Origin of the sequence: Curtobacterium sp. MEB011 (genome assembly GCF_030209655.1) — a bacterium.
In the GTDB taxonomy this organism is placed as follows: domain Bacteria; phylum Actinomycetota; class Actinomycetes; order Actinomycetales; family Microbacteriaceae; genus Curtobacterium; species Curtobacterium poinsettiae.
Genome location: NZ_JARVRN010000002.1, coordinates 40,087 through 59,932, shown reverse-complemented (window position 1 = coordinate 59,932; position 19,846 = coordinate 40,087). Strand labels below are relative to the sequence as shown.

The 19,846-nt window shown below is 71.3% G+C and carries 23 protein-coding genes; 14 read left to right on the top strand and 9 right to left on the bottom strand.

Annotated elements, in window-relative coordinates; all coding sequences use genetic code 11:
• Nucleotides 1-34 precede the first annotated feature (34 nt).
• Entirely contained in the window at nucleotides 35-271 is a 237-nt protein-coding gene (locus QRN30_RS02100) for a hypothetical protein (protein WP_111032194.1), read from the top strand.
• Between the two features lie 64 nt (nucleotides 272-335).
• Complete coding sequence (locus QRN30_RS02095; RefSeq protein WP_139179591.1) at nucleotides 336-548, top strand: hypothetical protein; 213 nt, start codon at nucleotides 336-338, stop codon at nucleotides 546-548.
• Nucleotides 549-696: 148 nt separating this feature from the next.
• Here the strand turns inward: QRN30_RS02095 and QRN30_RS02090 are convergent, their stop codons facing one another.
• From QRN30_RS02090 to QRN30_RS02080, 3 genes are read right to left on the bottom strand one after another with little or no spacing between them, the layout of a single operon-like run.
• Nucleotides 697-1,224 (bottom strand): GNAT family N-acetyltransferase, encoded by a 528-nt coding sequence (locus QRN30_RS02090; RefSeq protein ID WP_284760284.1) that lies wholly within the window; start codon nucleotides 1,222-1,224, stop codon nucleotides 697-699.
• Nucleotides 1,225-1,261: 37 nt separating this feature from the next.
• Complete coding sequence (locus QRN30_RS02085) at nucleotides 1,262-2,200, bottom strand: aldo/keto reductase (RefSeq protein WP_284760283.1); 939 nt, start codon at nucleotides 2,198-2,200, stop codon at nucleotides 1,262-1,264.
• 51 nt (nucleotides 2,201-2,251) lie between these two features.
• Nucleotides 2,252-2,872 (bottom strand): CG0192-related protein, encoded by a 621-nt coding sequence (locus QRN30_RS02080; RefSeq protein ID WP_017887934.1) that lies wholly within the window; start codon nucleotides 2,870-2,872, stop codon nucleotides 2,252-2,254.
• Nucleotides 2,873-2,939: 67 nt separating this feature from the next.
• Here QRN30_RS02080 and QRN30_RS02075 point away from each other — a divergent pair, with 67 nt between their 5' ends.
• Complete coding sequence (locus QRN30_RS02075; RefSeq protein ID WP_017887935.1) at nucleotides 2,940-3,752, top strand: putative RNA methyltransferase; 813 nt, start codon at nucleotides 2,940-2,942, stop codon at nucleotides 3,750-3,752.
• 13 nt (nucleotides 3,753-3,765) lie between these two features.
• Here QRN30_RS02075 and QRN30_RS02070 read toward each other — a convergent pair whose 3' ends face one another.
• Both QRN30_RS02070 and QRN30_RS02065 read right to left on the bottom strand, forming a co-directional pair.
• Nucleotides 3,766-4,299: a hypothetical protein gene (locus tag QRN30_RS02070; protein ID WP_017887936.1), complete on the bottom strand. Its 534-nt coding sequence runs from the start codon at nucleotides 4,297-4,299 to the stop codon at nucleotides 3,766-3,768.
• 96 nt (nucleotides 4,300-4,395) lie between these two features.
• A complete protein-coding gene (locus tag QRN30_RS02065; protein ID WP_017887937.1) occupies nucleotides 4,396-4,815 on the bottom strand; it encodes a VOC family protein in 420 nt (139 codons plus the stop codon).
• Nucleotides 4,816-4,877: 62 nt separating this feature from the next.
• Here QRN30_RS02065 and QRN30_RS02060 point away from each other — a divergent pair, with 62 nt between their 5' ends.
• Nucleotides 4,878-5,834 (top strand): helix-turn-helix transcriptional regulator, encoded by a 957-nt coding sequence (locus QRN30_RS02060; protein ID WP_284760280.1) that lies wholly within the window; start codon nucleotides 4,878-4,880, stop codon nucleotides 5,832-5,834.
• On the opposite strand, the gene QRN30_RS02055 is transcribed toward QRN30_RS02060, so the two are convergent.
• Both QRN30_RS02055 and QRN30_RS02050 read right to left on the bottom strand, forming a co-directional pair.
• On the bottom strand, nucleotides 5,835-6,377 hold the full coding sequence (locus QRN30_RS02055; protein WP_284760524.1) for an Abi family protein: 543 nt from the start codon (nucleotides 6,375-6,377) through the stop codon (nucleotides 5,835-5,837). It abuts the gene before it with no gap.
• Entirely contained in the window at nucleotides 6,340-6,693 is a 354-nt protein-coding gene (locus tag QRN30_RS02050) for an Abi family protein (RefSeq protein WP_284760527.1), read from the bottom strand. Before QRN30_RS02050 ends, QRN30_RS02055 begins: the two co-directional genes overlap by 38 nt.
• A gap of 344 nt (nucleotides 6,694-7,037) precedes the next feature.
• Between QRN30_RS02050 and QRN30_RS02045 the strand changes: the two genes are divergently transcribed.
• From QRN30_RS02045 to QRN30_RS02020, 6 genes are all read left to right on the top strand, one after another.
• Entirely contained in the window at nucleotides 7,038-7,127 is a 90-nt protein-coding gene (locus QRN30_RS02045; protein ID WP_017887940.1) for a potassium-transporting ATPase subunit F, read from the top strand.
• The gene (kdpA, locus tag QRN30_RS02040; protein ID WP_159556145.1) at nucleotides 7,127-8,809 is read left to right on the top strand and encodes a potassium-transporting ATPase subunit KdpA; all 1,683 of its coding nucleotides are present in this window, start codon (nucleotides 7,127-7,129) and stop codon (nucleotides 8,807-8,809) included. The genes QRN30_RS02045 and kdpA overlap by 1 nt, the downstream gene beginning before the upstream one ends.
• Nucleotides 8,806-10,902 carry a potassium-transporting ATPase subunit KdpB gene (kdpB, locus tag QRN30_RS02035; protein ID WP_071250081.1) on the top strand — a complete coding sequence of 699 codons (2,097 nt, stop codon included), beginning with the start codon at nucleotides 8,806-8,808 and terminating at the stop codon, nucleotides 10,900-10,902. The genes kdpA and kdpB overlap by 4 nt, the downstream gene beginning before the upstream one ends.
• A gap of 2 nt (nucleotides 10,903-10,904) precedes the next feature.
• Nucleotides 10,905-11,504, top strand: a complete 600-nt coding sequence (kdpC, locus tag QRN30_RS02030) for a K(+)-transporting ATPase subunit C (RefSeq protein ID WP_284760274.1) — start codon at nucleotides 10,905-10,907, stop codon at nucleotides 11,502-11,504.
• Nucleotides 11,505-11,625: 121 nt separating this feature from the next.
• Nucleotides 11,626-14,118, top strand: coding sequence for an ATP-binding protein (locus tag QRN30_RS02025; RefSeq protein ID WP_284760272.1), 2,493 nt, complete (start codon nucleotides 11,626-11,628; stop codon nucleotides 14,116-14,118).
• Nucleotides 14,115-14,798, top strand: coding sequence for a response regulator (locus QRN30_RS02020; RefSeq protein WP_017887945.1), 684 nt, complete (start codon nucleotides 14,115-14,117; stop codon nucleotides 14,796-14,798). The genes QRN30_RS02025 and QRN30_RS02020 overlap by 4 nt, the downstream gene beginning before the upstream one ends.
• Before the next feature lie 30 nt (nucleotides 14,799-14,828).
• Here QRN30_RS02020 and QRN30_RS02015 read toward each other — a convergent pair whose 3' ends face one another.
• Nucleotides 14,829-15,674: a helix-turn-helix transcriptional regulator gene (locus QRN30_RS02015; protein WP_017887946.1), complete on the bottom strand. Its 846-nt coding sequence runs from the start codon at nucleotides 15,672-15,674 to the stop codon at nucleotides 14,829-14,831.
• A 110-nt stretch (nucleotides 15,675-15,784) separates the two neighbouring features.
• Here QRN30_RS02015 and hxlB point away from each other — a divergent pair, with 110 nt between their 5' ends.
• The 4 genes from hxlB (at nucleotide 15,785) to QRN30_RS01995 (ending at nucleotide 18,360) form a co-directional block, all read left to right on the top strand.
• Nucleotides 15,785-16,348: a 6-phospho-3-hexuloisomerase gene (gene hxlB / locus QRN30_RS02010; protein ID WP_194589968.1), complete on the top strand. Its 564-nt coding sequence runs from the start codon at nucleotides 15,785-15,787 to the stop codon at nucleotides 16,346-16,348.
• A gap of 11 nt (nucleotides 16,349-16,359) precedes the next feature.
• Nucleotides 16,360-16,986: a 3-hexulose-6-phosphate synthase gene (gene hxlA, locus QRN30_RS02005; protein WP_017887948.1), complete on the top strand. Its 627-nt coding sequence runs from the start codon at nucleotides 16,360-16,362 to the stop codon at nucleotides 16,984-16,986.
• A 148-nt stretch (nucleotides 16,987-17,134) separates the two neighbouring features.
• The gene (locus tag QRN30_RS02000) at nucleotides 17,135-17,641 is read left to right on the top strand and encodes a GNAT family N-acetyltransferase (RefSeq protein ID WP_259553134.1); all 507 of its coding nucleotides are present in this window, start codon (nucleotides 17,135-17,137) and stop codon (nucleotides 17,639-17,641) included.
• Nucleotides 17,638-18,360, top strand: a complete 723-nt coding sequence (locus QRN30_RS01995; RefSeq protein ID WP_017887950.1) for an alpha/beta hydrolase — start codon at nucleotides 17,638-17,640, stop codon at nucleotides 18,358-18,360. Before QRN30_RS02000 ends, QRN30_RS01995 begins: the two co-directional genes overlap by 4 nt.
• A gap of 71 nt (nucleotides 18,361-18,431) precedes the next feature.
• Here the strand turns inward: QRN30_RS01995 and QRN30_RS01990 are convergent, their stop codons facing one another.
• Nucleotides 18,432-19,787, bottom strand: coding sequence for an APC family permease (locus QRN30_RS01990; RefSeq protein WP_017887951.1), 1,356 nt, complete (start codon nucleotides 19,785-19,787; stop codon nucleotides 18,432-18,434).
• Between the last annotated feature and the right edge of the window lie 59 nt (nucleotides 19,788-19,846).

The following is a 19,846-nucleotide window of genomic DNA, read 5'->3' as shown; positions in this document are numbered from 1 at the left end:
TCCGGCGTTCACCGAGCGGGAGCATGCTCGCCGCATGTCGATGAGCGCACCGTTCGATCCCGAACAGCAGGGCCGGTCCATCCCCGTGGACGGCAGTGACGAGTCCGAACTCGAGATGGAGGAGGACCGCGGCGCCGACGTCGGCGACGACTCCGCCGACCCGAGCGTCTCGCCCGTCAGCCATCACGACGAGGACGAAGCCGGCGGCGGCCCGGTGTTCCGGCGTCCGCACGCCGGCGATCGGCTGCACCCGGACGACCTCGCCGGCTGAGCGGTCCGGGGGTCCTCAGAGGTTTCTTGGGCGATTGCCAAGCGGCTCGGGCATGCTCGTGCGCATGTCGATCGCGAACTCGTGGGACCCGTCCGGTGGCCGTGCGATCCCGGAGGACCAGGTCCGCCAGGACGGGCTCGAACTCGACGAGGACCCGGCGATGCTGGGGATCTCGTTCGACGTCGTGGGTGGCGCCTCCGCCGATCCCGCCGGGGTGTCCCCGGTCGACGTGAACGTTCCGACGCCGAGGTCTGCTGGTTCCGCCTCCGACGACTAGCGCGCCTGGTCGAATCGGGCGTACCTGGTCGAATCGGGCATACCTGGTCGAATCGCGCATACCTGGTCGAATCGCGCATACCTGGTCGGAAATTTCGACCAGGTACGCCCGAAAGCACCTTGCATCGCACGCGTTCTGGGAAAGAACGTCAGCGCGCCGAAGGGTCGGGGACCCGGTACTTGAACCCGACGTGCGAGCCGGTGAAGCCGAGACGCTCGTAGAACCGGTGCGCATCGGTCCGTGCAGCGTCCGACGTGAGCTGCACGAGCGGGGTCCCGAGCTCCGGCGCTGCGACGTCGGTCACCCAGCGCATCAGGGCACTCCCGATGCCGCCGGAGCGCAGCGCACTGCTGACCCGCACCGCCTCGACGAGCAGTCGGGTGGCACCACGACGAGCCATGCCGGGGATCCGGGTGAGCTGCAGCGTCCCGACGAGCTGCCCGTCGGGGTCCTCGGCGACGAGCAGCGCGTTCGCCGGGTCGTCCACGATCGACCGGAGTGCCTCGGCGTACTGCGGGCGGTCCTCCGGCGCGGCGACGTCACCACGTGCGGCGCTGATCGGGTCGTCGGACAACAGCGCCATGAGCGCGTCGAGATCGGCTTCCGTGGCGTTCCGGAGGGTCACCTCGCCACTGCGGGCGGGCAGACGAACGGGCAGGGCGAGGTCGTGGAGCACGACCCCACCCTGCCCGACCCGACCGGGCCGTTCCAGCTCAGGGAACGGTGTGTCCGGCCGCGGTGAAGATCCGGTACCACTCCTCGCGCGACAGCTCGACGTCCGAGCCTGCTGCCGAGTCCCGCACGCGCTGCGGGTTCGTGGTGCCGAGGACGACCTGGAAGTGCGCGGGGTGGCGGGTGATCCACGCGACCGCGATGCCGGTCGGGGTGACCCCGTGTTGGGCGGCGATCTCCTGGAGCACGTCGTTCAGCTCGGCGTACTGCTCACGGTCGCCCAGGAAGACACCGTCGAAGAAGCCCTTCTGGAACGGCGACCAGGCCTGCAGCGTGATGTCGTTGATGCGCGAGTGGTTGAGGATGTCGTTGTCGCGGGAGATCGACTGGTCGAGGCCGCCCATGTTCGCGGTCAGGCCCTGCGAGATCACGTTGGCGTGCGTGATGCTCAGCTGCACCTGGTTGAACGCGAGCGGCTGGCGGACGTGCTTCTTGAGCAGGTCGACCTGGCCGGGGGTGTGGTTCGAGACGCCGAAGTGGTGCACCTTGCCGGCGGCGTGCAGCTCGTCGAATGCCTTCGCGACCTCTTCCGGCTCGACCAGGGCGTCGGGGCGGTGCAGCAGCAGCACGTCGACGTACTCGGTCTGCAGTGCCTCGAGCGACTCGTGCACGGACTCGAGGATGTGCTCGTACGAGAAGTCGAAGTACGCGCCCTTCGGCGTCGGCCGGATGCCGACCTTGGTCTGCAGCACGATCTCGGCGCGTTCCGCGGGCGTCAGCGTGACGGCGGCGCCGAACCGCTCCTCGCAGCCGTGCCACTCGCCGTAGACCGCGGCGTGGTCGAACATGTTCACGCCCGCATCGCGCGAGGCGCTGTAGAGCGAACGGATGCCCTCGTCGCTCATGTCGTTGATCCGCATCAGTCCGACGACGACGTCGGAGGCGGTGAGGTCTGTCTGTGGCAACTCCAGTGTCTTCACGTCGTCGATCCTGCCAGCCGGTCCCCGGCACAGGCAGGCCCTGCCAGTACCTCAGGCGCGTTCGGGCAGCAGGACGGCGAGCACCTCGGAGCCGTCCGTCCACGTCCCGGTCAGCGTCTCGCCCTCGGGCAGGGCCGTACCGACGACCCGAGCGACGACGATCGTGCCGTGGTCGGTCGCGATCGACGTCACCGCACCCGTCGTCGTCGCGTGCAACGAGGTGATCGTGGGGGAGTCGGGTTCGGAGCCGCTGCCGCTGGCCCAGGCGTCCTTCGGCCGCTGTCCGGCACCGTTGGCCAACTCGAGCTCCGCTTCGTGCCCGCCGGTGACGATCGCCCGGCGCAGCACGTCGGCGTGCACGGGATCGCCCACCGCGTCGTACACCCACCGTCGTCCGAGCACGGAGTGGTCCATTTCGGTCACCAGGAACGCGTCGGCACCCGGCAGCGGTGCGTCCCGGTAGGTCAGTGGCGCCTGCAGGACCCGGCCGCCGTCGGTGCGGACGAGCAGCACTTCGATGCCGACCTCGCCAGCGGGGTCGTCGAACCGGAACTGCCCGACGACCTCGAGCGGCGCTCCCGCGACGACGCCGCTCCACGCCTGGTCGGGGAGCCAGGCGGCGAGCGCCTCGGCCTTGGAGGGGCGGAGCGTTGCCTGCTCGATGACTGCCATGTCCTGACCGTACTGCCGCGCAGCACCGACATCCGGTCAGGGGGAGCCAGGCCCGTACGCTGGGCCGGTGCGTGACGACCTGCTGCCGATGCTCGCCTGCCCCGTGTGCGCCGAGCCCCTCGGCCGCGTCGACGGCGGCCAGGTCGGCTGCCCGAACGGTCACCGGTTCGACGAGGCGAAGCAGGGCCACCTGACCCTCCTGCCCGCGAAGCGCCGCGCACTCACCGCGGACACCCCGGAGATGGTGGACGCGCGGCTGCGGTTCCTGGGGCGCGGCCACTACGCGCCCGTCGAGCGGGCGCTCGCCGCGATCGTCGCGGACGCCACCGCGCCCGGCATCGTGCTCGACGTCGGTTCCGGCCCGGGGACCTACCTGGCGCATGCGCTGCGCGCGGCGGACGGGAGGCTCGGGGTCGCGCTCGACCTGTCGGCCGTCGCGATCCGGCGTGCGGCACGCGCCCACGAGCGCGCGGGGGCCGTCGTCGGTGACGTGACCGAGCGCCTCCCGGTCGTCGACGGCGCTGCCGCCGTCCTGCTCGACGTCTTCGCACCCCGCAACCAGACCGAGTACGCCCGCGTCCTGCACGCCGACGGCGTGCTCGTGGTGGTGACCCCGCGGACCGGCCACCTGGCGGAGCTCGCCGAGGCGACGATCAGCGTGGACCCGGAGAAGGAGCGCCGACTGCACGACTCCCTGACGCCGTCGTTCGCGCTGCGGTCCTCCGAGGACCTGATGTGGTCCATGGAGCTGTCGGCGGAGGACGTCCACGACGTCGTGCACATGGGGCCGAGCCACCACCACGTCTCGGCGGAGCAGGTGTTCGCGCCGACGAGCGTGACCGCGACCGTGACGGTCAGCACCTGGAGCCGCTCGGGCTGATCCTCCGACCGGGTCAGCGCTCGCCCACGTCCCGCGGACTGTCCTGTTCGGCCCGCCGACGGGCGGTGTGGGCTCGCCCGCGCACACGGTCGACGGCCATCCCGATCCGGGCGAGCAGGAGGACGACGCCCAGGCTCCCGGCTCCGATCGGCGTCACGAACAGCCCGAGGTCGATGCCGGGCATCCGCCACCAGTCGATCGACCACGCGGCGACGAGCGCGAACCCGAGCAGGAGCGCGCCCGTCCACCACCACCGCCCGGGGACCCGGACGGTGCCGAGACCGGCGAGCACGAGGAGCGCCCAGCACCCCTCCGGCGCGAAGGACCGCGGGTCGCTCGTGCCGCAGGTGGACACCGCGCACTCCCACTCGACCTGGTCGGCCACGCCCGCGTACCAGTGGAACAGCAGCGCGGCAGCGACGACGGCGACGAGTGCGACCGGCGGCCCGATCCAGCGCCACACGCTGCCGAACCGGGAGCGGCGTCGGCGGGCGGCCACCCATCCGTGGCCGAGCTCGTAACCGGGCATCGGGCGGAACTCGGGCATGCCAGCACGCTATCGGCGGCTGGATTCCGTGGGGAAGTGGTTCACAAACGTCCGAGCGTCGGTGCGGGGCGGGACCATCCGGGCCGCACCGCCGCGTCACTCGGTCGGGGCCGCGACGTCGAGCTGCCAGACCACGCCGAAGCGGTCGCGCAGCTGCCCGGCCAACGGTGCCCAGGCCGAGGGTTCCAGGGGCTGCCGTACTTCGGCGCCCTCGGACAGTGCCGCCCAGTACCGCTCGATCTCGGCCGTGTCGTCGCCGTGCACGAACACGTAGAAGGCGTTCGATCCCTGGTCGTAGGGCTGCCCGGGCCAGACGTCGAAGGCCATGACGCGGAAGCCGGCGGCCGTGGAGACCTGCCCGAAGACGATGCGGTCCGCCCAGTCCGGGTCGTCCAGGGCGCCCATCTGGCCGTAGGTGGCGGCGGTGACCTCGCCGCCGAAGACCGATGCGTAGAAGTCGAGCGCCGCGCGGGCGTCGCCGTCGAAGTTGAGGTGGGTTGTCGTTTCGATGCTCATGGGACGAGGATCTCGGGCAATGCGGTCAGATCCTGTCCGCTTCTCGGACGAAGATGGACGCCATGGCCGGACCCTCCGCACGGATGCTCACGCTGCTCTCCCTGCTCCAGGTGCACCGCGACTGGCCGGGGGACGAGCTGGCCGGGCGGCTCGAGGTCAGTCCCCGTACGGTCCGCCGCGACGTCGATCGACTCCGTGGGCTCGGGTACCGGGTGGAGGCGCTCCGTGGCCCGGCCGGCGGCTACCGGCTTGAGGCCGGCTCCGACCTGCCCCCGCTGCTCTTCGACGACGACCAGGCGGTGGCGATCGCCCTGGCGCTCGCCGTGGCACCGGCATCGGGGGCGGACGTCGCCGAGTCGGCGGCCCGCGCCCTGGCGACCGTCCGGCAGGTGATGCCCGCGCGGCTGCGGTCCCGGGTCGACGCGGTGCAGGCCGTGACCGCGACGAGCCGGACCACCACCGACCCGGAGGTCCTGGTGGCGGTGAGCGAGGCCGTCCACCTGCACGAGGTCTTCCGCTTCGGGTACGGAGAGGACGAGACTCCGCACCGGGTGGAACCGCACGCCGTCGTCGCCCGGAACGGTCGCTGGTACCTGCTCGACTGGGATGCCGACCGCGACGACTGGCGCACGCATCGCATCGACCGGATCACGCCGCGGATGCGCACCCGCGTCCCCTTCACGCCGCGACCGATCCCCGGTGGCGATGCGGCCGCGTTCGTGTCCGCGCGGTTCAAGGGGGCGGCGGTCGACGACGTGTGGCCGTGCACCGGGTCGGTGACCACGACGGCGGGCGATGCGCGGCGGATCGCGCCGTACCTGCCCGAGGACGCCGTGGTCGAGCAGCTCGAGGGCGACCGGGCACGCGTCACCCTCGGATCGTGGTCGTGGGACGGGCTCGCGGGCGTGGTGTCAGGATTTGCGGTCGACTTCGTCGTCGCGGGTCCGGAGGAGCTCGTCGAGGCCGTGGCAGACCTCGCTGACCGGTTGCGCACGGCCGGCACGCGTCGCCCAGCGTGATCAGTGGGGACCTGTCCAGAGCGCGTGGTCCAGCCAACCGCCGCCGACACCCATCGACGAGAGATCGAGGTGTTCGTTGCTCGGGAAGGCCCCGAGGAGAGCGGCCACGCGCTCGGCCCAGTCGTGGTCGGACGGGACCGACCTGAGCAGGTACGCCATCGCCGCCAAGGTGTTGTAGACACCGAACTGCTTCGGCGCATCGGTTCCCGAGAGATGTGCGAGGAGCGGTACCGCACCGGACCTCGGCCGTTTCGGGACCACGACCAACTTCCGGTTGAACAGACGCGCATGGTGTGCTGCGACGTTCCGGACGTAGTTGACCGAGGCGAGCCAGCTCAGCATCGTCTTCTTGGTCGGGACGCCGGACTCTCGGGCGATCCGGGTGTCGACGTCGTTCCGGAGACCGCCGTACAGCCGAGCGAGGTGTCCCAGTTCGAGGATTTCGGTGAGTGCCCAGATGGGCATCCGGTCGTCGTACTTGTCGCGGAAGTGGGCAACGAACGATTCATCCGAGGAATCCGGCCGTTCGCGGACGCGCTGCAGCCACGCCGTGTGTGCGCTGGAGCCATCCGGTGGGTCGGGCCGAGGTGCAGTGAACGCTCCGGTGTCCGGCTGCTGCGAACTCCGTCCCTGCTCGGTACCGGTCGTGGACCTCGCCGTGTCGGCGGCCGACCTCATCGGTGACCGATGACGATTCACGGAAGGGATAACGGAAGGGATAGAGGTATCCGGTGCGGCGGTAGTAGCCGACTTCGCGCAGTACCGATCCCGCGACGCCCCGATCACCGATGCGGACTCCCTTGGAAGCCAGCTTCTCGATCTGCTCACCGATCGAGAGCCACGGTTTCACGTACTCCATGCGCCCCCCCCGAGACAAGAAAATCGGCCCGAGCCGTGAGGCGAGCGGGCCGATCGTGATGCTGAAACCCTACCAGGATCCGCGTCACGGGATCGAGCGCTCTCCACAGGCGTTAGGAGCGTGCATGCGTCCGCCAGGGCGGCGTCAGGGATCCGTTAGGAGCGGACTGGAGGCCCGGCGCAGGATCCAGCATCGGTTCGGCACCACAAGTGGTGCCGGTCCGCGTCACCCGGCGCGGACACCGCAGACCTTCTGGAGTCCCTCGTGTTCGACGTGTTCGTCGTCGCCGGTGTCCTCGCCGTGTTCGGCGTGGTGGCACTGATCGCCAAGGGGGTGGAACGGCTGTGATCGGCATCACCATCGCGGCCGCCGTCCTCGGCATCGCCGCTGTCGTGTACCTCGTCTGGGCGCTCGTGCGTCCGGAGCGCTTCTAGTGGGCGCCGCGGACCTCTGGGCGGGCATCGCCCAGGTCGCCACCCTCGTCCTGCTGCTCGTCGTCGCGTACCGCCCGCTCGGCGACTGGATGGCGAAGGTCTTCACACCCGTCCGGCACAACCGGGTCGAGCGCGGGGTCTACCGGCTGATCGGCGTCGACCCGGACGCCGAGCAGTCCTGGCCCGTGTACCTGCGCGGCGTGCTGCTCTTCAGCGTCGCCGGGCTCCTGCTCGTCTACCTGCTGCAGCGCATCCAGGTCGTCCTGCCCGGCGACCTCGGACTGCCCGGTGTCGGACCCTCGCTCGCGTTCAACACCGCGGCGTCGTTCGTGTCGAACACGAACTGGCAGTCGTACTCGCCCGAGGTCACCCTCGGCTACACCGTGCAGATGGCCGGCCTCGCGGTGCAGAACTTCCTGTCCGCAGCCGTCGGCCTGGCGGTCGCCGTGGCGCTGGTGCGCGGGTTCGCCCGTCGCAAGTCCGGCACCCTCGGCAACGTGTGGGTGGACATCGTCCGCGGGCTCGGCCGGCTGCTGCTGCCCGGGGCGTTCGTCTTCGCGATCGTGCTCGTCGCCGGCGGGGTCGTCCAGTCGTGGGGGAGCGGCACCGACGTCACCACGCTCATCGGTGGCACGCAGCACATCCCCGGCGGGTTCGTCGCCTCGCAGGAGGCGATCAAGGAACTCGGCACGAACGGTGGCGGCTACTTCAACGCGAACTCGGCGCACCCGTTCGAGAACCCGCAGGCGTGGACGAACCTCGTCGAGATCTTCCTCATGCTCGTCATCCCGTTCTCGCTCCCGCGCACGTTCGGGCGGCTCGTCGGGGACGACCGCCAGGGCTACGCGATCCTCGCCGTGATGAGCGCGATCTTCCTCGTCTCGCTGTCGGTCATGTCGATCGCCGAGCTCGGCGGCGGCGGGATCGCCACACACGCCGCCGGGGCCGCGATGGAAGGCAAGGAGAGCCGCTTCGGCATCCTCGGTTCGACGCTCTTCTCGACCGCGACCACCTCGACGTCCACCGGCGCCGTCAACGCGATGCACGACAGCTACACCCCGATCGGCGGGATGATGGCGCTCGTCAACATGATGCTCGGCGAGGTCACCCCCGGCGGCGTCGGCTCCGGCCTGTACGGCATGCTCGTGCTCGCCGTCATCACGGTGTTCATCGGCGGCCTGCTCGTCGGCCGAACCCCGGAGTACCTCGGCAAGAAGATCCGCGCCAAGGAGATGACCTTCGCGGCGCTGTACATCCTCGTCACGCCGACGCTCGTGCTCCTGGCCACCGGGCTCTCGCTCGTGATCCCCGGGGTCCGCGAACAGGTGCTCGGGACGTCGATCTTCAACCCCGGCAACCACGGGCTGACCGAGCTGCTCTACGCCTTCACCTCGGGCGCGAACAACAACGGCTCGGCCTTCGGCGGACTCACCGCGAACACCACGTGGATGAACTCCTCGCTCGGCGTCGTGATGCTGCTCGGCCGCTTCGTGCCGATGGTGTTCGTCCTGGCGCTCGCCGGGTCCCTCGCGGCGCAGGACCGGGTGCCGGAGACCGCCGGCACGCTGCCCACCCATCGCCCGCTCTTCATCGTGCTGCTCGGCGGCGTCGCCGTCATCGTCACCGCACTCACCTACTTCCCGGTGCTCGCACTGGGTCCGCTCGCAGAAGGACTGTCATGACCACCGTGACCTCCGAGCACGAGGCGACCACCGCCTCCAGGCCGGCCATCCGCTCGTCCGCATTCGGACCCCGCCAGCTGGTGGCGGGCCTCCCGGGCGCCCTGCGGAAACTCGATCCGCGACTCATGTGGCGGAACCCCGTCATGTTCATCGTCGAGGTCGGCGCGGCGCTGACGACGGCAGCCGCCGTCGTCGAGCCGTCCGCCTTCACGATCGCCATCGCCGTCTGGCTCTGGCTCACCGTCGTCTTCGCCAACCTGGCGGAGTCGGTGGCCGAGGGCCGCGGCAAGGCCCAGGCCGACACCCTGCGGAAGACCCGCTCGACCACGAGTGCCCGCCGGGTGCTCGGGTACGCGACGTCCGACGCGGCCGCGACCGGCAACGCGACCGAGGAGGTCGCTTCCGTCGACCTGGCCAAGGGCGACGTGGTCCTGGTCGTCGCGGGCGAGGTCATCCCGGGCGACGGTGACGTCATCGACGGCATCGCGTCGGTCGACGAGTCGGCCGTCACGGGTGAGTCGGCACCGGTCATCCGCGAGTCCGGCGGCGACCGCAGCGCCGTCACCGGCGGCACCCGCGTGCTGTCCGACCGGATCGTGGTGCGCATCACCTCGACCCCGGGCGAGACCTTCATCGACCGGATGATCCGTCTGGTCGAGGGTGCGGCACGGCAGAAGACGCCGAACGAGATCGCGCTGAACATCCTGCTCGCCTCGCTGTCGATCGTCTTCGTGATCGTCTGCCTGACGATGCAGCCCATCGCGGGGCTCGTCGGTGCGACGGTCAGCGTGCCGGTGCTCATCGCCCTGCTCGTCTGCCTCATCCCGACCACCATCGGGGCCCTGCTCTCCGCGATCGGCATCGCCGGCATGGACCGACTCGTGCAGCACAACGTGCTCGCGATGTCGGGCCGCGCGGTCGAGGCCGCCGGTGACATCACGACGCTGCTGCTCGACAAGACCGGCACGATCACCTACGGCAACCGCCGGGCATCCCGCGTGGTGCCCGTGCCGGGCGTGACGACCGCCGACCTGCTCGAAGCCGCAGCGCTGTCGAGTGCCGCGGACAGCACCCCGGAAGGTCGCTCGATCGTCGACCTGGCGCGCGAGGACGGCGCCGCCGTGGGCCTGCCGGACGGGGCCGTCGAGGTGCCGTTCACGGCGCAGACGCGCATGTCCGGTCTCGACCTGCCCGACGGATCGCAGATCCGGAAGGGCGCCGCTGCGGCTGTGCTCGCCTGGGCGGACACCACCGAAGCCGGTGTCGTTTCGGCCATCGACGCGACCGTCGCGGAGATCTCCGACCAGGGCGGCACACCGCTCGTCGTCGGCCGTCGGTCGTCGACCGGTGCGGTCACGCTGCTCGGCGTCGTGCACCTGAAGGACGTCGTCAAGGACGGCATGGCATCACGGTTCGCCGAGCTCCGGTCGATGGGCATCCGCACGGTGATGATCACCGGTGACAACCCCCGCACCGCGGCAGCCATCGCCCACGAGGCCGGCGTCGACGACTTCCTGGCCGAGGCCACCCCGGAGGACAAGCTCGCCTACATCAAGCGCGAGCAGGAGGGCGGCAACCTCGTCGCCATGACCGGTGACGGCACCAACGACGCCCCGGCCCTGGCCCAGGCGGACGTCGGCGTCGCGATGAACACCGGTACGACGGCGGCGAAGGAGGCGGGCAACATGGTCGACCTCGACTCCGACCCGACCAAGCTCATCGACGTCGTCCGCATCGGCAAGCAGCTGCTCATCACCCGCGGTGCCCTGACCACCTTCTCCATCGCCAACGACGTCGCGAAGTACTTCGCGATCATCCCGGCGATGTTCCAGGCCGCGTTCCCGGGCCTCGCGGCGCTCAACATCATGGGGCTGCACAGCCCGTCGTCCGCGATCCTGTCGGCGGTCGTCTTCAACGCGCTGGTCATCGTTGCGCTCATCCCGCTGTCCCTGCGTGGCGTCAAGTACCGCGCAGCCGCAGCGTCGTCGATCCTCGGCCGCAACCTGCTCGTCTACGGGCTGGGCGGCGTGGTCGTCCCCTTCATCGGCATCAAACTGATCGACCTCGTGGTCGGTCTCATCCCGGGGTTCTAGTCATGGCATCTGCACGTTCCACCTTCCGTTCCGCCGGTGTGGCGATCCGCCTCACCCTCGTCGCCACCGTCGTCCTCGGCGTCGGGTACCCGCTCGCCGTCTGGGGCGTCGGCCAGGCGGCGTTCCACGACCAGGCCAACGGCTCGATGGTCACGGACTCGTCCGGCAAGGTCGTCGGTTCCTCGTTGATCGGGCAGTCGTTCACCGGGAAGCAGGCCGACCGCTGGTTCCAGTCGCGGCCGTCCGCCGCCGGGGACGGCTACGACGCGGGGGCGTCCTCCGGCTCGAACCTCGGGCCGAACAACGCCGACCTGCTCAAGGCCGTCGAGGAGCGTCGTGCCGCCCTGGCGAAGGCCGACGGGGTCCCCGCCGCACAGGTGCCGGCCGACGCCGTGACCGCCTCGGGCTCGGGGCTCGACCCGGACATCAGCCCGGAGTACGCACGCCAGCAGGTGGCGCGCGTGGCATCGGCACGGGGGTTGTCCGTCGCCACCGTGCGGCAGCTCGTGCAGTCGCACACCGAGTCGCGGCAGCTCGGGTTCCTCGGTGAGCCCGTGGTGAACGTGCTCGCGCTGAACCTGGCGCTGGCGAAGGCGTCCTGAGCGTGGGCGACCCCTCCGCAAGACACCGGTGCTCGCGCGTCGAACACTCGCAGACCGCGGTGCGACAGGTGAACACCGGTGTTTTGCGGAGACCGACCCCCGCACGCGAGAGGATGAGCACGTGAAGCGCGGGAAGCTGCGGGTCCTGCTCGGTGCAGCGCCCGGTGTCGGCAAGACCTACACGATGCTCGAAGAGGGGCGTCGGCTGCTCGACGAGGGTCGCGACGTGGTCGTCGCCGTCGTCGAGACGCACGAGCGCGCCGCCACCGCGGCCCTGGTGAACGGGCTCGAGGTGGTGCCCCGCCGCACCGTCTCGCACCGCGGCGTCGACCTGGACGACCTCGACCTCGACGCTGTCATCGCCCGGGCACCCGAGGTCGCGCTCGTCGACGAACTCGCCCACACGAACGCCCCCGGCAGCCCGAACGAGAAGCGCTGGCAGGACGTCGAAGCGCTGCGGGACGCCGGCATCGACGTCATCTCGACGGTCAACGTGCAGCACATGCAGTCCCTCGGCGACGTGGTCCGCGAGATCACCGGCACCGTGCAGCGCGAGACCGTCCCCGACGCCGTGGTGCGCGCGGCCGACCAGATCGAGGTCGTCGACCTGGCCCCGGCAGCGCTGCGCGAACGGCTCTCCGACGGGCTCGTCTACCCGGCGGCCCGGATCGACGCCGCGCTGTCGAACTACTTCCGCCTCGGCAACCTCACCGCCCTGCGCGAGATCGCCCTGCTCTGGCTCGCGGACGAGGTCGACGACGCGCTCAAGGCCTACCGCGCCGAGCACGGCATCGAACACCGCTGGGAGACCCGGGAGCGCGTGCTCGTCGCCCTGACCGGCGGCCCCGAGGGCGAGACCCTGCTGCGCCGCGGCGCCCGCATCGCCGCCCGCAGCGCCGGCGGCGAGCTCGCCGCCGTCCACGTGACCACGAACGACGGCCTGCGCGTGCGGCACCCCGGCGCGCTCGGCAAGCAGCGGACCCTGCTCGAGCAGCTCGGTGGGACGTACCACCAGGTCGTCGGCGACGACGTACCGAGCACCCTGGTGCGGTTCGCACGGTCGATCGACGCCACCCAGATCGTGATCGGGGTCAGCCGCCGCAGCCGGCTCGCGGCCGCCATGACCGGTCCGGGCATCGGCAACACCGTCATCCGGGAGTCCGGCGACATCGACGTGCACGTCGTCACGCACGAGCGGGCCGGCGGCGGGATCACCCTGCCGAAGCTCGGGGGCAGTCTGTCCCGCGGACGCGTGATCGCCGGGTTCGTGCTGTCGGTCCTGGTCGGCCCGCTGCTCACCTGGGTGCTGTCGATCGGCAGCGACCCGGACGCCATCACCGTCGACGTGCTGGCGTACCAGCTGCTCGTGCTCGTCGTGGCGCTCGTGGGCGGGATGTGGCCGGCGGTGTTCGCGGCCGTGCTGTCCGGGCTGAGTCTCGACTACTTCTTCGTGCAACCCCTCTACATGGTGACCGTCCAGCAGCCGTGGCACCTGTTCGCGCTGGTCATGTACGTCATCAGCGCGGTGCTGGTCAGCTTCGTGGTCGACCGGTCCGCCCGCCGGTCACGTGCCGCCCGTCGGGCCTCGGCCGAGTCCGGGCTCCTGATGGGCATCGCCGGCAGTGTGCTCCGTGGTGACGACGCCCTGCAGGCGCTGCTCGACCGCACCCGTGAGGCCTTCGGCTTCGCCGGCGTCCGGATCCGCCAGGGCGACGAGGTGCCGGCGACCTCCGGCGAGTTCGGCACGACGCCGGACGCGTCGACGACGCTCGCTTCCGGCGCCGTGCTCGAGTTCGCCGGCGCGCCCGACGACCCGACCCAGCGCCGACTGCTGCGGGTCGTCGAGCAGCAGCTCGACGCCGCCGTCGAGCACCGCGAGCTGACCCGCACTGCCGTCGGCGCCGAACGCATCGCCGCCGCCGACCGGGTTCGCAGCGCACTGCTCGCGGCCGTCGGCCACGACGTGCGCCGACCGATCGCAGCGGCCTCCGCCGCCGTGCAGACGCTGCGTGCGCCCGACATCGACCTGTCCGGACCCGACCGGGAGGCGCTGCTCGCGACCGCTGACGAGAGCCTCGGTCAGCTGGCGGTGCTGTTGGCAGACCTGCTGGACGTCAGCCGCGTGCAGGCCGGTGTCCTCGCGGTCACCCCGGCGTCGATCGCACTCGAGACGGTGGTCGCCCCCGCACTCGACGAGCTCGAGCTCGGCCCCGACGACGTCGACCTCGACCTGCCCGCCGACCTGCCCCCGGTGCTCGCCGACCCCGTCCTGCTGCAGCGCGTCGTCGTGAACCTGCTCGCCAACGCCGCCCGGTACGCCCCGGAGGGCACCCACGTCCGGGTCGCCGCCAGCGCCTTCGCCGGCGTGGTCGAACTCCGCGTCGCCGACCACGGCCCCGGGATCCCCGCGGACCGCCGCGACGAGGTGTTCCAGCCGTTCCAGCGGCTCGGCGACACCGACAACGAGACCGGCCTCGGGCTCGGCCTGGCTCTGGCGCGCGGGTTCACCGAGGGCATGGGCGGCACGATCGAGGTCGACGACACCCCGGGCGGTGGCCTCACCGTCGTGGTGCGGCTGCCGATCGCCGGGCACGTGGGAGTGGAGATCCGATGAAGGTCCTGATCGCTGACGACGACGCGCAGCTCGTCCGTGCGCTGTCGGTGACGCTCTCGGCGCGAGGGTACGACGTCGTCACGGCTCGGGACGGGCGCGAGGCGATCGACGCCGTCATCACCGAGCGCCCCGACCTGGTGCTCCTCGACCTCGGCATGCCCCGACTCGACGGCATCGGGGTGCTCGAGGGCGTCCGGGCCTGGTCGCAGGTGCCCGTCCTGGTGCTCTCCGGCCGGACCGACTCGTCCGACAAGGTCGACGCGCTCGACGCCGGTGCCGACGACTACGTGACGAAGCCGTTCCAGATGGACGAGCTCCTCGCCCGGCTGCGGGCACTCGGACGACGCCGGGTGGTGGCGACGGAGGAGACCCCGACGATCGCGATCGGACCGCTGCTCGTGGACCTCGTCGCGAAGCAGGTCACCCCGGCCGAGGGTCCGGCGATCCGCCTGACGCCCACCGAGTGGCGCCTGCTCGAGGTCCTGGTCACGAACCCCGACCGCCTGATGACCCGCGAGATGCTGTTGACCGAGGTCTGGGGGCCGACGCACGGCAACGACTCCGGGTACCTGCGCCTCTACATGGCCCAGCTGCGGCGGAAGCTCGAGCCCGACCCCGCGCACCCGCGCTTCCTGGTGACGGAGTCCGGCATGGGCTACCGCTTCGCCCCCGGGGCGTAGGAACCCGGTACGCGTCGCGGTCCCGTCGGTTCACGCCCGGGAGCTGAACGCCGCGAGCTCCGCCCGGGTCCGGGCGCCGTGCTTCCGGAGCAGGTTCGCCACGTGGTACTTCACGGTGTTGACACTGATGCCGAGCCCCTCGGCGATCTCCCGGTTGCCGACACCGGTCGCCACGAGCCGCAGCACGTCGCGCTCCCGCGGGGTCAGATCGCCGTCGTCGACCGCGTCCACCTCGGTCGGCCGTGGGTCGAGCGGCAGGGAGATGTCGAGCACCGATCCCCACCCCGGGGTGCTCGCGACCTGCACCCGCCCGTCGAGCGTGACGACCCGCTCGGCGATCGGTCGCATGGCGTCGTCCTGCACGTCGAGCGTGCCGGAGCCGTCGTCGCGGAGCTGCATGAGCAGGTTCCGGCCGTCGCAGTCCCACTGGATGCGCACCCGCTTCGCCGCACCGTCGTCGACCAGGGCGAGCACCGCGGTCCGGACGATCGCCCGGGCCGCGTGGGCGACGTCACCCGGGAGCGCACGGCCGGTGGCCGGCGGCTCGACGAACTGCACGTCGAGGTCCCCGAAGCGCACGAGCGGTCGCAGGTCGGCGCGCAGCCGTGAGAACGCCCCGGTGACGGGTTCGAGCAGGGTGCTCCGCTGCTGATCGGTCACGGTGCGCAGGTCGACGAGGGCGGCCGAGGCGATCTCGACGGCCTCGGCCCGGGCGGCTGCGTCGGTGACCCGCGACGACCGGAGCACGGCGAGGACGGACTCGAGGGTCAGCGCGTGCCGGTCCGCCTGCTCGGCGACGGTGCGGGCGTGCTCGGCGGCCGCGAGCCGGATGGCGGAGCCGCCCCGGGCCTCCAGTGTGTCGACCGATGCGTCCATGGAGGCGACCGTACCCGTCCCACCCGAGCGGACGGGCCCACCCGATGGGATGGGACCCCTGCCGGGGCGGGTAGCGGCGCGCAGGGTCCGCTGACGGAAGGATCGTCGTCATGGCAGCAACCACCGTCTCCGCAGCGCTCGACCTGGTCGTCCGCGAGGTCGGCGACCTGGCGGCCCGCCTCGAGGACGCTCCCGCACAGCGTGCACTCGACCTGATCGAGGGCGCCGACCGGGTGTTCGTCCACGGCGCCGGTCGCTCCGGCCTCGCCCTCCGCATGACCGCAATGCGCCTCATGCACCTGGGGCTCGACGCGCACGTCGTGGGCGAGGTCACCACCCCGGCCATCCGGCAGGGTGACCTGCTCCTCGTCGCGAGCGGTTCCGGGACGACCACCGGCATCGTGCAGGCCGCGCGCACCGCGCACGAGGTCGGGGCATCCGTCGTGGCGCTCTCGACCACCGACGACTCCCCGCTCTCCGAGCTGGCGGACGTCACGATCGTGCTGCCCGCCGCGACGAAGACCGACCGCTCCGGCACCGCCTCGGCCCAGTACGCCGGTGGCCTCTTCGAACAGGCGGTCGCCCTGGTGGGCGACGCCGTGTTCCACGCCCTGTGGGCCCGAGGCGGGCAGTCCGCCGACGACCTCTGGCCCCGTCACGCCAACCTCGAATGAAAGGCACACCCATGCAGCTCCAGTTCGCCATGGACACCCTGACCACCGAAGCCGCCCTCGAGCTCGCCGCCGCGGCCGCGCCGCACGTCGACGTCCTCGAGCTCGGCACGCCCCTGATCAAGAGCGCCGGCCTGTCCGCCGTCACCGCGATCAAGGAAGCGCACCCCGACAAGATCGTGTTCGCCGACCTCAAGACCATGGACGCCGGTGAGCTCGAGGCCGACATCGCCTTCTCGGCGGGTGCCGACCTGGTCACCGTCCTCGGTGTCGCCGGCGACTCGACGATCGTCGGCGCCGTCAAGGCCGCGAAGAAGCACGGCAAGGGCATCGTCGTCGACCTGATCGGCGTCTCCGACAAGGCCGCCCGCGCCCGCGAGGTCGTCGCACTCGGCGCCGAGTTCGTCGAGGTCCACGCCGGGCTCGACGAGCAGGCAGAAGAGGGCTTCACCTTCTCGACCCTGCTCGACGCCGGCAAGGACTCGGGCGTCCCGTTCTCGATCGCGGGCGGCGTGAACGCGTCCTCGGTCGCCTCGGTTCAGGATGCCGGTGCCCGCATCGCCGTCGCCGGCAGCGCGATCTACAGCGCCTCGGACGTCGGCGCAGCAGCCGCCGAGATCCGCGCCGCCATCAAGGCGTAGTCCCGGTCGCCCTTCCCGGGCGACGGCCAACGAGTGAGCAGAAGACGTCGGGTGCGACCACCGCACCCGACGTCTTCTGCGCACTGGATGCGGGACCCTGCCGGTCCCGCCCTGCCGGTCGCACCCCGCTCCGCGGTACCGTCGGGACGTGGGGATCGAACTGCGCCGCGTGACCGCCGACGACTGGGAAGCGTGGCGACCCGTGCGCCTCCGCGCCCTCGCCGACGCCCCGGACGCCTTCGGCTCGACGCTGCAGGACTGGGTGGACGCCCCCGAGCACCGGTGGCGCACCCGCCTGTCGATCCCGGGAGCGCTCGACCTGCTCGCGGTCGACACCGATGCCGACGGACCCGGCGCGGTCGTCGGGATGGCGAGCGGCGTCCCGTCCACCGACCCGGACGGCCCCGCCGAGCTCATCTCGATGTGGGTCGACCCGGCAGCGCGCGGCCGCGGCATCGCCCGTGCACTCATCGACGCGATCGCCACGTGGGCGGCTGCTACCGGAGCCACCGAACTCGAACTCTCGGTGCTGCCCGACAACGCCGTCGCCCGTCGCGCCTACGAGCACGTCGGCTTCAGCGCACGCGACGAACCCGGCGATCCGTTGCCGGACGGCCGGACCGAGGTCCTGATGCGCCGTACGGTGGCCACATGAACCGAGCGCTGCGCTGGACCACCTGGATCGTCGCCGTCGTCGTCCTGCTCGCGGTGGTGTTCCTCGTGTGGGCGCACATCGTCATGCAGGGCACGCGCAGTGCCGCCCTGCAGGTCTGGCGTGACGACCGGATCGCGGTGCGGGACGCCGGTGACTCGGTGGTGATGACCCCGACCGGCCAGGCCGACGGGGTCGGGATCGTGTTCATCCCCGGTGCGAAGGTGGATCCCTACGCCTACATGGCGACGTTCCGGCAGGTGGTCGCCAACGGCACGACGGTCGTCATCACGAAGCCGACGCTCAACCTGGCGTTCTTCGACACCCGGCCGCTCGCCACGTTCGAGGCCCACGCCCCCTCGGTCACGCGCTGGGCCGTCGGCGGGCACTCCCTCGGCGGGGTCCGTGCGTGCCAGCTCGCCCAGGACGCCGACGGTCTGCTGCTCTTCGGCAGCTACTGCGCGAACGACATCAGCCGCTCGTACATCGACGTGCTGAGCGTCTCCGGTTCGCGTGACGGCCTGTCGACGCCGGCCAAGGTCGACGCCGCGCGGGACAAGCTGCCGTCGACCGCCACCATGACCGAGATCCAGGGGTCGAACCACGCCGACTTCGGTGCCTACGGCGACCAGCCGGGCGACCGGACGGCGACCATCAGCCGTGCTGATGCCCGGCAGCAGATCTCGGACGCGGTCGAGGCCTGGGTGCGCGACCTGCGCTGACTCCGCGCGCCGACCGGCGGACGCACCACGGGCCTCCAGACGGTCTGCCTGGAGGCCCGTGGTGCGCGACGTCAGTGGATCACGCCCGCCTCGTGGTCGCGTCCGGAACGGCGCCCGGTGAACCGGGCGATGAAGTAGAGCACCACGCCGACGGCGAGCAGGATCGCGGCGTAGAGCCAGACCTGGCCGCTCTGCTGCGTGAGCAGCAGGACGCACGACAGCACCCCGAGCACCGGGACGAAGGTCCAGACCCGGAAGTGGTCGTGCTCGACGTGGTCGCGGCGGAGCACCAGGACGGCGACGTTCGTGCTGATGAACACGAAGAGCAGCAGGAGCACGACGGTCTCGGCCAGCACGCCCACGTCACCCACCAGGGTCAGGAGCATCGCGACGACCGTCGTGGCGACGATCGCGGTCCACGGGGTCTTCCGGTTCGGCAGGACCTTCGCGAGCAGGGCGGGCAGGAGCCGCTGCTCGGCCATGCCGTAGGTCACGCGGCTCGCCATGATCATCGTGAGCAGCGCGCCGTTCGCGACGGCGACCAGGGCGATGAGGCTGAAGACCCAGTCGGGGATCGGGACGCCGGTGGCGGAGACGACCGCGAGCAGCGGGCCGCTGGACTCGGACAGCTCGGACGCGGGCAGGGCGATCGCGCTGGCGAGGGCGACGAGGACGTAGACGACGCCGGCCGTGGCGAGGGCGCCGAACAGGGCCTTCGGGTAGACGCGGCGGGGGTCGCGGACCTCTTCGGCGATGTTGGCGGACGTCTCGAAGCCGACGAACGAGTAGTAGGCGACGATCGCGGCGCTCAGCGTCGCCAGGGCCGGGTTCGCCTCGGACGGGAACGCGCCGATGCGCGAGACGTCGCCGCCGCCCCCGCCGATCATCACGGCCACGACGACGACCACGATGACGAGGCCGGAGACCTCGATGACCGTCATCACGACGTTGCTCCTGAGCGAGTCGGAGATGCCGCGGGCGTTCAGGCAGGCGATCAGGGCGAGGAAGACGATCGCGGTGGGCACCGGAGGCAGGTCGACGAAGGTGCCGAGGTAGTCGCCGGCGAAGGCGAGCGACAACCCGGCGGCGCTCGTGACACCGGCGGCGAGCATGCTGAAGCCGACCAGGAACGAGACGATCGGCGTCTTGTAGGCCCGTTCGGCGAAGACCGCGGCACCGCCCGCCTTCGGGTACTTCGTCACGAGTTCGGCGTACGACCCCGCGGTGAGCAGGGCCAGCAGGAGCGCGAGCACCAACGGTGCCCAGAGCGCTCCGCCGACGTCCTCCGCCAGGGTCCCCATCAACGCGTAGATGCCGGCGCCGAGCACGTCGCCCAGGATGAAGAGGAACAGCAGCGGGCCGGTGATCGCCTGGCGGAGCTTCGACTGCGAGCCGTCGTGGGGTGCGGCGGTGGTGTCGCTGGTCATGGAGGTGCCTTTCGTCCGGGTCAGCGTGCCGGGGTGTGTCTCGGAGGCTTCACAGGTGC